Raw genomic sequence first — 14,385 nt, forward strand, 5'->3', positions numbered from 1 at the left:
AGGACTGAAGTCAGAACAGCTGGCCCTGCACCGTCGGTTCTTCGATCGGTGTCGATGGCGCTTCGATGACGTCTTCCGCACCCAGCCGCCAGGCCAGTCCACCCAGACGGCTGGCATGCCGTTTCAACGCGGCCTCCAGCACTTCCGCGCTGCCAGCTACATGTAGGCGCTGGCGGGCGCGGGTCAGGCCGGTGTAGACCAGTTCACGCGACAGAACGCGGCTGTCCTGCCGTGGCAGCTGCAGCCACACTTCGTCGAACTCCGAGCCCTGCGCCTTGTGCACGGTCATCGCGAACGCGCTTTCGTGCGCGGGCAACGCGGCCGGGTGGAAGGCGCGCGGCTGCTCGACGGTATCGCCCGGGAACCACGCCACCATCGCACCGCTGCCATCGCGCAGGCAGATGCCGATATCGCCGTTGAACAGGCGGTGCCGGTAGCTGTTCTCGGTGACCAGCAGCAGGCGGCCCTGGAAGTAGCCCGGGGTGTTGCCAGCCAGCAGCTGTTCGATGCGGCTGTTGAGGCCGCGCGCGCCCTGCGGGCCTTCGCGCAATGCGGTCAGCACGCGCAGGCGGCCGGCCTGCTGCAGGGCAAGCACCGGATCGGCCGCCTCGGCCAGCGCGCGCCAATGGCCGAGCAGATGCTCGCGCTGGCCGCGCAATGGATCGGCCTCACCTTCGTGGAAGTGCACGCCCGCCAGCGACCCACCGCGTAGCAGCTGCAATGCAGTGCTGCTGTCGCCTTCGCGCACGGCATGCGCCAGCGGCGCCAGGTCCAGCGCATCACTTTGCCGGTAACCACGTTGCAACTGCACGCGGCGACCGGCGAAGGCGCGTGGTGCGGCCTGGGGCTGCAGCGTGGCCGGCGCCAGCAGGCCATGCAGTGCCTGCGTATCATCGGCGCGGGTGCCGATGCCATCGCCGCTGGCACGCAGGATCGCGCTGAGCACGTCGCCGGCTTCGACCGACGGCAACTGATCGGGATCGCCGAGCAGGATCAGGCGGGTGCCGCTGGCGATCGCGTCGACCAGCTTGGCCATCATCGGCAGATCGATCATCGACGCTTCGTCGACCACCACCACATCCATCGGCAGCGGGTTGTCGGCATGGTGCCGGAAGCGTGGCGAATCGGGGATCACCCCGAGCAGGCGATGCAGGGTGGTGCCAGTAATGGGCAATGCCTTGCACAAGGTCGGGTCCAGTCTTTGTTCCTGCAGCCGCTGCACGGCCACGCGCAGGCTCTCGGCCATGCGCTCGGCGGCGCGCCCGGTAGGCGCGGCCAGCGCCACTTCGGGCAGCGGCTGGCCGGCGTACCGGGCCTGCGCCGCCAGCAGCAGCAACAAGCGCGCGATGGTGGTGGTCTTACCGGTGCCGGGGCCGCCGGTGACCAGCGCCAGCGGATGGCGCAGGGTCACGCCGGCTGCGCGTGCCTGGTGATCCTCGCTGCCCAATGCCTGCGGGAACAGCTGCGCGAACAACGGCGCCAACGCCGTCATGTCCGGGGCCGGCAGCGGATGCCGGCCGATACGCTGCAGACCGGCCGCCAACTGACGCTCGTACTCGCGGTAGCGGCGCAGGTAGAGCAGGCCGTTTTCCAGCACCAGCGGTGCATCCTCGGCGATGGCCTCGGCCTGCTCCGGCGTCGCTACCCACGGCGATGCACACAACTGTGCCAACCAGTCCTGCGCGGCAGGCCACTCGGGCACGCCTTCCAGCAACCGCTGTGGTTGCGCAGGGTCGAACGCGGCGTGGCCCTGCGACACCGCCAGCGAGGCCAGCGCCGCCGCCAGCGCCACGCTTTCCGGCGTGTCGTCGCGCAGCCGCATCAGGCTGGTCGCCAACGCATGGTCGAGCGTGCGCAGCTGGCCCTTCTGGTGCAGTTCCTTCAACAGGCTCATGCGCTGGCTCCACGCGCACGCGCCACCAGTTCGGCCTGGGCCTGTTCGCCACCGGCGAACAGCGCGTCCAGTGCATCCACCAGCGCCAGCGGGAAGCGGTCCACATGCACGCCGTTGCCGGCGCCATCCAGCCCGCGGCAGAACAGGTAGCGGATGCCGCCCATGTCGCGCTCGTAATCGTAGGCCGCGCCCAGGCGGAAGCGCAGCCAGCGGTGCAGGGCCACGGTGTAGATCAGTGCCTGCAGGTCGTACTCGCTGTGGCGCATGGCGATGGCCAGCAGGTCCGGGCTGTAGCCGGGCAGGCGGTTGGACTTGTAGTCGAGCACGTACCAGCGCCCGTCGCGCACGTAGGTCAGGTCGATCATGCCGGTCATCAGCCCTTCCAGCCGGTGGCGCTGACCGAAGCCTCGACGACCACTGGAAACGCCGTGCGCATGCAGCACCTGCAGCAGGGCCGGCACCGTGGTCGGTTCGATGGCGAAATGGAAATCGATTTCCGCGCGGCGCTCGCCTTCGCCCAGGCTGTGCAGCGCGCCACCTTCGGGTAGCGGCGCGGTGAGCGTGTGGCCGACCAACGGCGCCAGCACCGCCACGCCATCGTCCAGGTCGACGTCGGCATAGCCTTCATCGTGCAGCGCCTTGCGCAGTACCTCGGCCTGCCCCTCAGGGGCTTCCAGGCCTGGCTGCCAGTCACCCCATGCAGCGAAGTCGACGTTCTCCATCGCCTCGTGCAGCACGTTGCCGAAGCGACTGCCCATGAAACGCGGATCGAGCGGCGCGCTGTCTTCGGCGGCCGCGATGGGTTCCGGCAGGGCCGGTTCCAGCGGCAGTTCCGGGCCAGCCGGTTCATCGGCGGCCGGTGCCGGCAGCTCGGTGGCGGCCGCTTCGATATCACTGTTTGCGCCGGCGTCCGCATGCGCCAGCTGGGTGAAGCTGTACACCCACCAGTCGTGCGGCACGCGCCGGGTCAGTGCACGCACCGCCGGAAGCTCACCTTCCACCTCGGCCGCCAGCTGCGGCAGCGTGGCCGGCGCCTCGCTGTCGTCGACATGTACATCGGCATGTGTGCGCAGCCCCTGCAGGTCACCCAGCAGGGGCGCCAGCCGCGTCCTGCCGAGCCCGGCCAGGTCGCCCACGGCGATCCACAGCGCATGTTCGGCACGGGTCAGGCCGACATACAGCAGGCGTGCATCTTCGGCACGCTGCTCGCGTTCGCGCTGCGCGGTGGCCGCTTCCCAGGCCTCGTCCTTGTCCAGCTTCCAGTGCAGCTGGCGCTGGCCGCCCACATGCACCGTGCAGTGCGAGGCGGTGTTCGGCGCACCGCCATCGATGCCCACGAAGGGCAGGAACACCAGCGGATACTCCAGGCCCTTGCTCTTGTGCAGGGTGATGATCTGCACACGCCGCGCATCCGATTCCAGGCGCAGCAGCTGCTGCTCGTCATCCTGGTCGGCGCTGGCCATCTGCCCCTGCAGCCAGTCCAGCAGGCCGTGCATGCCCAGCGCCTGTGCGGAGGCTTCCTGCAGAAGTTCACCCAGCTGCAGGTAGTTGGTCAGGCGGCGCTCGCCATCGATCAGCGCCAGCAGGCGCTCGCCTTGTGCAGCACAGACGTCGGCGATCACCGCGAACGGTCCGCCGCGCTGCCAGCGCTCGCGCCAATGCAGCAGCTGCGCCTGGAACCCGCGTTGCAGGTCGCCCTCGCGTTCCATCGCCGCAATCGCACTTGCGCGCTGGCCGAGCAGCACGGTGGCCAGCGCCGCACGCAGGCGGCCTTCGTCGGCCGGTTGCAGCAATGCGAGCAGCAGCGCACGGAGATCACGCGCTTCAGGGGTGGCGAACAGGCTCTGCTTGCCGGCTGCCACTGCCGGAATGCCAACCGCGGCCAGCGCGCGCTGCACCAGGGTGGCCTCGCGATGCGAACGTACCAGCACCGCGATGTCACCTGGCTGCACCGGTCGCCCGCGCAGCACGGCGTTGCCGGCCCGCGCATCGACCAGGGTCTGGTGGATGGCGGCGACGCAGGCCTGGGTGGCCGCGTCACGCGAGGCGTCGGCACTCATCGCCTTTTCGCCGCCACTGCGCAGCACGTGCAGGGTCAGCGCGATGGCGACGCGGCCATCGCGCAGGTAATCCTCGTCAACGCGCACGCCACCGGGCCGCACCGGCTCGAACTGGATGTCGCGTTCGAGGAAGGCGTCCTCACCACCGTTGTCATACAGCGCCTGCAGCGCACGCAGCACGGCCGGGCGCGAGCGGAAGTTCTGGTCCAGTACCGGCGCCTGCTGCGCCACCTGCTTGGCCTTCAGGTAGGTGTGGATGTCGCCGCCGCGAAAGCCGTAGATCGCCTGCTTGGGATCACCGATCAGGAACAGCGCCGGCGCCAGGCCGAGTTCACGCACCTCCAGCGAATCACCGAACACGGTGTGGAAGATGCCCCACTGGCGGTCGTCGGTGTCCTGGAACTCATCGACCAACGCGATGCGGTACTGCGCGCGCAGCTGCTTCACCAGTGCCAGCCGCTGCGGGCCTTCCAGAGCCAGTGCCACGCCATCGATCAGATCGTCGTAAGTCTGCACCCGGCGGGTGCGCTTCAGTGCCTGCAGGCGCTGCGTGGCTTCGTCGCGAAGCGCGTGCAGGAAATTCAATGCGGTGGCACGCAGCCAGGCATCGCGTTCGGCCAGCAACGCGACATAGCGCGCCAACGGCGCCTGCAGCGGCGACGACGGCGTGCGATCGGGGAATTTCTTGTTGGTCTTGTCGGCCAGCACCTCCGGCAGCAGTGCCGGCAGGCGCTCGCTGGCCAGCAGTTCGCGTGGATCGGCGCGCTCGGCCCAGGCCAGCAGCTGCCGGCCCAGCGGGTGCAGCCAGCCCAGCTTGTAGGACACGCCGTTGAGCCACTTGTTGTCGACCGCATCGCAGAGGTCGATGAAGAACTGCTCGCCATGCTCGCGCACGCTTGCCGACAGTGCTTCCGCCGCGCTCTGCAATGCCGGGTGTGGATCGGCCAGTGTCACCGGCTGCGGCAACGGATGCAGTTGCGGCGCGGCCAGCAGCGCGCGCAGATCGGCGGCCAGCGCGTCCGGGGTGGACCACAGCCAGGTCAGCGGTTCCAGCGTGGCCGGGTCGTTGGCATGCACCCGCCACAGGTCCGCCGCCAGCTCCTCCAGCAGTTCACGATCGCTGGCCAGCAGTTCCGGAGGGTCGAAGGTGTGGCCGCTCTCCAGCGTATGCTCGCGCAGCACGCGGGTGCAGAAACCATGAATGGTGAAGATGGAGGCCAGGTCGATCTCGTCGGCGGCGACCTGCAGGCGGCGCTTCAGTGCTGCGGCGCTTTCGCTGCCCTCCTGCAGATGACGCTGCAGCACCGCGCGAGTGAGGCGCATGTCCGGCGCTTCGCCCTCGACCGGTTCCAGGTCGACCAGCCGCGCGGCCAGCGCCAAACGCTCGCGGATGCGCTTGCGCAGTTCCTGGGTGGCGGCATCGGTGAAGGTCACCGCCAGGATCTGGCCGATGCGCAGGCCCTGTTCCACCACCAGGCGGGTGAACAGCGTGGCCAGGGTGAAGGTCTTGCCGGTGCCGGCGCTGGCTTCGATCAGTCGTATGCCATCCAGCGGCAGGGCCAGGTAAGGGTCACCGGCCATGGGCACGATCGGCTCATCTGCGAGGGCACTGTTCATGCGCCATCCTCCCGGCTTGATTCGGCGCCCAGCGTGCGGCCTTCGCGCACCGCGCTGAAGACCACCTGGCTGTTGCGCAGCAGGTCGGCATAGCTGGCATCGGTGGCGAACGGGTCGGCACCGCGCAGCAGCAGCTGCCAGGCGTCGCTGCTGGATTCACCCCAGCTGCGGTCGCTGCCGTGCCACTGCTTCCAGCCTTCGCTGCGCTGTTTTTCTGCCGGCGCGTTGTACAGCACCCAGCCGGTATACGGGGCAAAGCGCAGCGGCTCACGCAGGCCACGCTGGCGCAGCTGCAGCAGCGCACGCAACGCCGCGCGTGCAACGGGAACGCTCAGCGCCGGTACGACGTGCGGGCCGGGACCGGCATCGCCGCCATCGTGGAACTGCACCAGCGGCAGCGCATCACCGGCGGCATTGGCCAACAGCCAGTCCAGGCCCTGGCGGATCACTGCATTGCCATTGAGGGTGCCGGCACGCAGGCGCACCAGCCCTTCTGGATGTCGATCGGCCACGCGGCCATGCAGGCGCACCCCGTCGATTTCCACCTCGTAACGACGGCTTTCCAGCGGTTCGCCCTGCATCCAGCCCAGCAATGCACTGGCATACGGACGCGTCTTCAGCTGCTCCACCTCGAACTGGCGCTCGCCCAATGGACCCGACGGCAGCAGGCCGCGTGCGCGCAGGCGCGGATACAGCGGCTCGGTATCGCCGCTGAGCGTGGCACGTACCACTGCGGCCTGCACGCTGCGCTTTTCCGGCCCGCGCGGGGACAGCACCAGCGGTTCCAGGTCGTCCACCTCCTCGACCTCGTCGGCCAGGCGCAGACCGAGCGACTGCGCCAGGAACTGCCCGGCCGGATCGCACAGGAAACGGCGCAGGGTATCGAGCGCGACCTCGTCTTCCACCGCATCGTCGAGCGGCGGCGGTAATGGGGCATCAAACCACGGCAGCAGGCCGCCGCGCTGGCCGGTAAGGCGACCCGCCGCCGGATGCCACTGCCGGCGATAGCTGAAGCGACGCGGATCACCATCGCCAAACGCCGCAGGTGAGAACGGCTGCAGGGCATGGCGCACGGTGAAGTCGCGCACGGCCGCCGGTGGATCGAGGTGATAGGCGGCAGCGGCGTCGATCAGTTCGCTGACCAGCACCGACGGCTCGCGCACGCTGCCGTCGCGCGGGTCGGCGCCGAGATAGCTGAGATAGAACACCTCCTGCGCGGCCGCGAACAGCTGCAGGAACAGGAAGCGGTCGTCTTCCCGGGTAGAGCGGTCACCCGGGCGGCGACGCGGTGTGTCCAGCTCGGCGGTGAGCTGGTTGAGACCGGCAGCCGGGTCACGACGCGGGAAATCACCATCATTGAGGCCCAGCACGCAGATCACCCGGAATGGCAGCAGGCGCATCGGCACCATGCGGCCGAAGCTGATGCCACCCGTCAGCAGCGGTGCGCGTGTATCGGCCTCGCCCAGCGCGCCGGCGAAGTGCGAACGCACTACCTCCGGTGGCACACCGTCGGCGAAGCCGGCCTTGGCAGCATCGTCGGCAAACTGGTTGAGCAGCTTGCGCAGGCGCTCCAGCGCGCGCTGGCTGTTGGGGGAGCTGGGCGCATTGGGCAGCAGTGCATCCAACAGCGACAGCAGGCGCTGCCGCCATTGCCCCGGGGTGAGCAGCTCACCGAGGCGACGCTGATACACGGCCAGCACACGCAGCAGCCGCAGCAAGCGGTCCAGCGCGTCCAAGGCACCACCTTCCAGCTCGATCCACGGCGCCACGCCGGCCAAGTCGGCTTCGCTGCCGGTGGCATGGCCGAGTACCAGGCGATCCAGCGCGAACTGCCAGGTGTAGGCATCGTCGGCCGGCGCCTGGTGCTGGTTGCGATGCTTCGCGTCCAGGCCCCAGCGCGCGCCGGCCTGCTGCAACCAGCCATGCAGGCGGTCGAAGTCCACCGCTTCCAACCCGGCCGCTTCGGCCAGCGGCGCGCTGGCCAGCAGGTCCAGCACCTCGTTCAGGCCGAAGCGCGAGACCGGCAGGCCCAGCAGGTGCACGAACACATCGGCCAACGGCTCGCCGGCCAGCGGGCTGCTGTCGGCCAGCGCATACGGAATGTGCTCGTCGTCACCGCCGCGGCCGCCGAACACCGCTTCCAGGTACGGCACGTATGGATCGATGTCCGGCGCCAGCACGGCGATCTCGCGTGCCTGCAGCGGCGGGTCGAAGCGCGGGTCCTGCAGCAGGCTGCGCAACTGGTCGTGTAACACCTGCAGCTCGCGCAGGCGGGTGTGGCAGGCATGCACCTGCAGGCTCGGGTCGTCGCTGCGCAGGCCATCGCGCAGTTCGCCCCAGGGCAATGCGCGGCGGTGGAACAGGTCGCGCTGCAGGCGGTGCAGCAGGCTGTCGGACAGGCCGCCTTCGTCCAAGGTCGGGCGTCTGTCGTCTTCCGGATCGGAATAGGCGGCGATCTCGCCGGCCGGGTGCACCACCTCGTAACTGCCCAGCACCGCCATGAAGTCGCGACCGGCCGCACCCCAGGCTTCCAGCAGGCGGTTCTCGCCGGCCGCTTCACCGAAGGGATCGGGCGCGCCGCTGCGCAGGCGCTCGGCCAGCGTCTGCAGGTCACCCCAGTACGACTGCACCGGGGTAGGCATGTAGAAGTGCAGCTCGCCCACACGCGCCTGCGTGGCCATCACCCGCAGCACGTCGGGTGAGATGTTGAGCGTTGCGAACGCGGACATGCGCGGCGGCAAGCCCTTCGGCAGCGGCTGGCCGGCCCCCTCGAAGCGGTCCAGGTATTCCTGGATGCGACGTGCGCGATAGTCATGGCCGTGGGTGATGGTGCGCCACAGGATCGCCTGCGGATCGGCCGGATCGGCGCCGGCCGCCCAACGCAGCAGCCAATCACGGCGCCAGGCCTGGTACTTCTCGAACACCGAGGCCATCTCGCCAGCCAGCGCCCACGGCTTCAATGCGTCATCGCCGGCAAGATAGGACTGCAGCGCGCGCATCGGTGGCTGCGCCAGCAGATGCGGGTCGCGCAGTGCCTGGTACAGCCTCCAGTGCAGGCCGGCGGCATCCAGGTCGTCCTGCTCCCCGCTGACGTTGGCCTTCAGCGCGCGGGCCACGAACTCGCCCGGCGTGAGGAATTCGAGGTTGGCGGCGACACCGAACTCGGCGGCGAGTGTCGCTTGCAGCCAGCGCCGCATCGCCACCTGCGGGATCAGCACCACCTCCGGCGCCAGCAATGGCTGCCCTGGCACCGGCACACGCACGTTGCGCGCCAGCAGGGCAGCCAGCACGTCCAGCGAATTGGAATGGTAGAGGCGGAAATCGCTGCCCGGGTCACTCATCGTGCACAGTGTGCAGCACACCCGGCCGTATTCAATGCCGGGGGATGGTGATCGCGACGGATTGTTCCGGCCGTTTCCGGAATTGTCCCGGTCTGGCAGCGGTCCGACCGTGCAACAATACTGGACCGTCCAGTCTGCTTATGTTCAGCAGTCTGACCCGATGCTTCAATGTCGAAAAAACGTTAAGGGTGCCCATGTCGGCTGCCACTCCCAGTCTGGTGCAGTTGTCCAACGTCCGCATCGACCGGAGCGGGCGCACGATCCTGCGCGACGTTTCGCTGCAGGTGCCCCAGGGCAGCATCACTGCTGTGCTCGGTCCGTCCGGCAGTGGCAAGTCGACCCTGCTGGCGGCACTGACCGGCGAACTGCGCCCGGCTGCGGGTGACATCACCCTGTTCGGCAAGCCGATCCCGCAGCGCAGCGCCGAACTGCTGGAGATGCGCAAGAGCGTCGGTGTGCTGCTGCAAGGCAATGGCCTGCTGACCGACCTGACCGTGGCCGAGAACGTCGCCCTGCCGTTGCGCACACACACCCGCCTGCCGGCTCCGGTGCTGCGCCGGTTGGTGCAGATGAAGCTGCATTCGGTCGGCCTGCTGGCCGCCGCCGATGCCTGGCCGCGTGAACTGTCCGGTGGCATGGCCCGCCGCGTGGCACTGGCCCGCGCGCTGGCCCTGGACCCGCCGCTGATGATCTACGACGAGCCGCTGACCGGGCTGGACCCGATCGCCTCCGGAGTCATCATGAGCCTGATCCAGCGCCTCAACCACAGCCTGGGCCTGACCAGCATCATCGTCAGCCACCACGTGCATGAGACCCTGCCGATCTGCGACCAGGTGATCGCCATCGCCAATGGCGGCATCGTGTTCCAGGGCAGCCCCGAGGCGCTGCAGTCCAGCCAGGACCCGCTGCTGCGGCAGTTCCTGCACGGCCAGCCCGACGGCCCCATCCCGTTTGATGCCGCACCGCGTGCGAGGGTTGCCTGATGCCGTTCGTGCAAGCCACCCGCTCGCTGGGACGTGCCGGTCTGTTCTCGCTGACCGTGCTGCGCGGCTCATTGCCAACCCGTGATTTCCTGGCCGAGCTGACCCGCGAGATCTACAAGATCGGCGCGCGCTCGCTGCCGATCATCGCCGTCGGCGGCGCCTTCGTCGGCCTGGTGCTGACCCTGCAGGGCTACCGCACGCTGACCACCTTCGGTGCGGCCGACGCGCTGTCGACCCTGCTCGGCCTGTCGCTGTACCGCGAACTGGCACCGGTATTGACCGCGCTGTTGTTCATCGGCCGCGCCGGCAGCTCGATCGCCGCCGAACTGGGCCTGATGCGCGCCACCGACCAGATCAAGGCCTTGGAACTGATGGCCATCGACCCGGTGGCCAAGGCCGTGGCGCCGCGCTTCTGGGCAGCGGTACTGACCGTGCCGCTGCTGACCGGCATCTTCTGTTCGCTGGCGATCAGCGCCAGCTACTTCGAAGCCGTGCACGTGCTGGGCCTGGACAATGGTGTGTTCTGGTCGGCACTGCGTGGCAGCGTGGACTTCTGGGACGACTTCGGCGTGGCGATGCTGAAGTCGGCGATCTTCGGCGGCACCGCCGCGCTGGTTGCCGCCTATGTCGGCTTCCACGCCGAACCGACCATCGAAGGCACGTCCGTCGCCACTACCCGCGCGGTGGTCAACGCCTCGCTGCTGGTGCTGATGTTCAACTTCGTGCTGTCGGCAATGTTGTTCACCTAACCCCTCCATCGGCGGCGCGCATCGGCGCGCGGCCACCACGACTGATCAGGTAATCCACATGGCCATCCGCGGTCCCAGACTCGAATTCTCCGTCGGCGCTTTCCTGCTGCTGGCCCTGGCCTCGCTGATGGTGCTGGCCGTCGCCTCGACCAACCAGCGCTGGAGCTGGGGTGGCGAAGGCTATGAACTCAAGGCCCGCTTCTCCCAGGTTGGCCAGTTGCGCAAGCAGGCGCCGGTGAAGATTGGTGGTGTCACCGTTGGCCAGGTCGCGGCGATCGACCTGGACCCGGTCAAGTTCGAATCGATCGTGACCCTGCGCATGGACAGCAAGGTCAAGGATCTGCCGGCGGACACCTCGGCCGGCATCTTCACCAGTGGTTTGCTCGGCGAGAGCTATATCGGTCTGCAGCCCGGCGGCGATCCGGACGTGCTGAAGCCCGGCGAAGAAATTGTCTTCACCCAGCCGGCCGTGGACCTGATCCAGCTGGTCGGCAAATACATGTTCAGTGGCGGCGCCGGTGGCGGCGCTGCTCCGAAGCCCAACGATGGCGCGCAGGCGCCTGCAACGGAACCGCAACCATGAAGATGAAACTGATCCCGGCCCTGCTCGCCTCGTCGCTGCTGCTGGCCACCCCGTTCCTGGCACAGGCGCAGGCCGCCGCCCCCGCTGCTGCCGCCCCCCAGGGCCAGGCCGGCAAGGTGGTGATCGACGCCAGCACCCGCATCCTCAACACCCTGCAGCAGCGCCGTGCCGAATTCAGCGGCAACCCGGCCAGCCTGCGCAGCTACATCGACAGCGAGCTCAACCGCACCTTCGACCGCGACTATGCCGCGCGCCTGGTGCTGGGCACGCACGCGCGAGGCGCTGCTGACGCGGACATCAAGCTGTTCGCCAATGCGATGGCCGACAACCTGATGCAGCGCTACGGTTCCACGCTGCTCAACATCCAGGGCAAGCCGAGCTTCCGACTGAAGGGCGAAAGCCCGCTGCCGGGCAACCGCGGCGTGCGCGTGAGCACCGAGCTGGTGCGTGCCGGCAGCGAGCCGACGCCGGTCGAGTACTGGATGCGCAATGAAGGCGGCCAGTGGAAGATCTTCGATGTGAACATCGAAGGCATTTCCTACGTACAGACCTTCCGCAACCAGTTCGATGCCCCGCTGCGACAGAAGGGCATCAAGCAGGTGGCCAACGATCTGCGCAGCGGCAGCATGCAGGCCGGGCCGGCCGGCAATGGCAAATAAGGCGCTGGCGCTGCTGGAAGGTGACACCCTGCGCCTGCGCGGGGTGCTCGACCGTGCTGCGGTGATCGCGCTGTGGCCGCAACTGCAGGCCCTGCCGGCGCAGCTGTCGCGGCTGGAGCTGGCGGAGGTCGAGCGCGTGGACAGCGCCGGCCTGGCGTTGCTGGCCGAGCTGGCCGCACGCGCACGCCAGAGTGGCCATCCGCTGACGATCTCCGGCGCCCCCGCCGGCTACAACGAACTGAGCGCGGCCTACCGGCTGTCGCCCGACCTGGACTTCAACGCTACTTCTGCTGCGAGCTGACATGAACGTCGTACGCGTTTTTCCTCTGATCCTCCTGGCTGCTGCGCTCAGCGCCTGTGCCGGCAAGCCGGCACGCAGCGACGCGCCGGTGGCCGACACCGTGGTGCCGGCGACGAGCATCACCCCTGTCGACAACGCTGTTGGTGCCGATGCACCTGCTGCGAGCGCGGTTGCCGATGCCCCCGTACCGCAGGCAACCACGCCGGCACCGGCTACCGCCGCACAGGGTGCGACCGGTAGTGACACCGCTGCTGCCGCTCCGGGCGGCGATGACGACTTCGACGCGTTGTACGGCGCCAACGGCAGCACCACCAACACCACCGCGTACGACCCGTGGGAACCGTTCAACCGCAAGGTGCACGGGTTCAACAACGCCGTCGACCGCGGTATCGCCCGTCCGCTGGCGACCGCCTATACCCACGTGGTGCCGCGCTTTGCCCGTACCGGTGTGAGCAACTTCTTCAGCAACCTGCGTGCGCCGCTGACCATCACCAACCAGCTGCTGCAGGGTCGCCCCGCCGATGCCTGGGACAGCCTGGGCCGGTTCCTGATGAACACCACGCTGGGCATTGGTGGTCTGTTCGACCCGGCCAGCAGGGCGATGGTGCCGCGTCGCAACGAGGACTTCGGTCAGACCCTGGGTGCCTGGGGCTGGCGTCGTTCGCGTTACGTGGAACTGCCGTTCTTCGGCCCGCGTACCGTGCGTGACGTGTTCGGCCTGGCCGGTGACATCCCGCTGTCGCCGATCCGCCGCATCGAAAGCGACAAATACCGCATCGGCCTGCAGGGCCTGCAGCTGGTCGATACCCGTGCGCAGCTGCTGGCGATCGACGACCTGCGCGATACCGCAGTGGACGAATACGCCTTGGTCCGCGATGCGTGGATGCAGCGTCGCAACTACCAGATCGAGAACGACCTGCGCGGCAAGCGCGAGCGTGGCAGCGACGATGCGAACTCGCCGATCCCGGTCGATGCGATGCCGATGCCGCAGTGGACCAACTGATCACTGCTGGCACCGCATGAAAAACCCCGCCTTGGCGGGGTTTTTTGTTTTACCGGCATCCATCCACCTTCCGGCAGCTGCCAACCTTGGTTGGCACGTCGTTTTCAGGCAGCCAGCGCCGCCTCGACGGCCTCGCGCAGGCGCGCGTCATCAGCGGCAACGTCCGGGGCGAAGCGGGCGATGACCTTGCCATCGCGGCCGACCAGGAACTTCTCGAAGTTCCACAGCACTGCCGGTGCCGCGTGGATCGGAATCTCCTTGCTGGCCAGGCGCTCGCGCAGCGGGCCTTCACCGATCGCCTGCGGCTGTGCGGCAGTCAGCTGCTGGTACAGCGGATGGGTGTCTTCTCCCGCCACGCTGATCTTGGCGAACATCGGGAAGCTCACGTCGTAGGTCAGCTGGCAGAACTGCTGGATCTCCGCCTCGCTGCCCGGCTCCTGGCCGAGGAAGTTGTTGGCCGGGAAGCCCAGCACTTCCAGACCCTGCGCGTGCTTTTCCGCGTACAGCGCCTGCAGGCCTTCGTATTGCGGGGTCAGGCCACACTTGGACGCGACGTTGACCAGCAGCAGCACCTTGCCCTGGTAGTCGGCAAGCGAGGACGGCTGGCCGTCGATGGTGGTGAGGGAAATATCCTGGATCGAGGTGCTCACGCGGGACTCCGGCTACAGCGGGGAAAGGCCCACCAGCATACCGCCGCGCGCGCTGCGGTAGAGCCGAGCCCATGCTCGGCTGCCGTGGCATCAGCCGATGCATGGGCTCGGCTCCACAGGACATCCTCAGTCGACGCAGATCGTGCCCTGCGCCTTGCCACCTTCGATACGCTGGCGGCAGCCGAAGGTCTGGCTGGCATCACGCTGGCAGGTGCCGGTGGCCACCGCACCGGCAGCCACCTCGCCCGTGGCCAGGCACTGGCCGCTGCAGTCGCTTTTGTTGCTGCAGGTCTTGCCGGCGTCGGCATAGGGAATCACGCACTGCACCCGTTGCAGGCGGCCCAACGGCTGCAGGGTACCCCCGGCCGCACGGCAGTCCACGTCGCGTGCTTCTTCATAGGCTGTGGCGGCTTCAGGGCTGTCGGCCGCCGTGGGTACCGCACCCGCATCCTCACTGGCCGGTGGGGTACTGCTGCAGGCGGCAAGCAGCGCGCTCAGGGCAAGGCTGGCAAGGAATCGGAGGCGCATGGCAGTACCTGATCGGT

Annotated in this window: 11 protein-coding genes; 6 read left to right on the plus strand and 5 right to left on the minus strand. The window is 68.4% G+C overall.

All coding sequences use genetic code 11. The annotated features are described in order from the left end of the window. Positions 1-10 precede the first annotated feature (10 nt). From recD to recC, 3 genes are read right to left on the minus strand one after another with little or no spacing between them, the layout of a single operon-like run. Complete coding sequence (gene recD / locus HUT07_RS20230; protein ID WP_176022419.1) at positions 11-1,894, minus strand: exodeoxyribonuclease V subunit alpha; 1,884 nt, start codon at positions 1,892-1,894, stop codon at positions 11-13. Further along, entirely contained in the window at positions 1,891-5,571 is a 3,681-nt protein-coding gene (recB, locus tag HUT07_RS20235; protein WP_176022420.1) for an exodeoxyribonuclease V subunit beta, read from the minus strand. The genes recD and recB overlap by 4 nt, the downstream gene beginning before the upstream one ends. Then, positions 5,568-8,912 (minus strand): exodeoxyribonuclease V subunit gamma, encoded by a 3,345-nt coding sequence (gene recC, locus HUT07_RS20240; protein WP_176022421.1) that lies wholly within the window; start codon positions 8,910-8,912, stop codon positions 5,568-5,570. The genes recB and recC overlap by 4 nt, the downstream gene beginning before the upstream one ends. Positions 8,913-9,106: 194 nt before the next feature. On the opposite strand from recC, the gene HUT07_RS20245 reads away from it, so the two are divergent. From HUT07_RS20245 to HUT07_RS20270, 6 genes are read left to right on the plus strand one after another with little or no spacing between them, the layout of a single operon-like run. Further along, the gene (locus HUT07_RS20245; RefSeq protein ID WP_176022422.1) at positions 9,107-9,895 is read left to right on the plus strand and encodes an ATP-binding cassette domain-containing protein; all 789 of its coding nucleotides are present in this window, start codon (positions 9,107-9,109) and stop codon (positions 9,893-9,895) included. Further along, complete coding sequence (locus HUT07_RS20250; protein WP_006404088.1) at positions 9,895-10,644, plus strand: MlaE family lipid ABC transporter permease subunit; 750 nt, start codon at positions 9,895-9,897, stop codon at positions 10,642-10,644. The genes HUT07_RS20245 and HUT07_RS20250 overlap by 1 nt, the downstream gene beginning before the upstream one ends. Before the next feature lie 58 nt (positions 10,645-10,702). After that, positions 10,703-11,227 (plus strand): outer membrane lipid asymmetry maintenance protein MlaD, encoded by a 525-nt coding sequence (gene mlaD, locus HUT07_RS20255; RefSeq protein ID WP_006404090.1) that lies wholly within the window; start codon positions 10,703-10,705, stop codon positions 11,225-11,227. Beyond that, on the plus strand, positions 11,224-11,886 hold the full coding sequence (locus HUT07_RS20260) for an ABC transporter substrate-binding protein (RefSeq protein ID WP_089241959.1): 663 nt from the start codon (positions 11,224-11,226) through the stop codon (positions 11,884-11,886). Before mlaD ends, HUT07_RS20260 begins: the two co-directional genes overlap by 4 nt. Next, the gene (locus HUT07_RS20265; RefSeq protein WP_176022423.1) at positions 11,876-12,187 is read left to right on the plus strand and encodes an STAS domain-containing protein; all 312 of its coding nucleotides are present in this window, start codon (positions 11,876-11,878) and stop codon (positions 12,185-12,187) included. Before HUT07_RS20260 ends, HUT07_RS20265 begins: the two co-directional genes overlap by 11 nt. 1 nt (position 12,188) lies before the next feature. Further along, a complete protein-coding gene (locus HUT07_RS20270) occupies positions 12,189-13,190 on the plus strand; it encodes a VacJ family lipoprotein (protein WP_176022424.1) in 1,002 nt (333 codons plus the stop codon). A 104-nt stretch (positions 13,191-13,294) separates the two neighbouring features. Here the strand turns inward: HUT07_RS20270 and HUT07_RS20275 are convergent, their stop codons facing one another. Beyond that, positions 13,295-13,840 (minus strand): glutathione peroxidase, encoded by a 546-nt coding sequence (locus HUT07_RS20275; RefSeq protein ID WP_176022425.1) that lies wholly within the window; start codon positions 13,838-13,840, stop codon positions 13,295-13,297. A 126-nt stretch (positions 13,841-13,966) separates the two neighbouring features. Then, positions 13,967-14,368, minus strand: coding sequence for a hypothetical protein (locus HUT07_RS20280; protein ID WP_176022426.1), 402 nt, complete (start codon positions 14,366-14,368; stop codon positions 13,967-13,969). Positions 14,369-14,385: the final 17 nt, after the last annotated feature.

The organism is Stenotrophomonas sp. NA06056 (assembly GCF_013364355.1).
In the GTDB taxonomy this organism is placed as follows: Bacteria; Pseudomonadota; Gammaproteobacteria; order Xanthomonadales; family Xanthomonadaceae; genus Stenotrophomonas.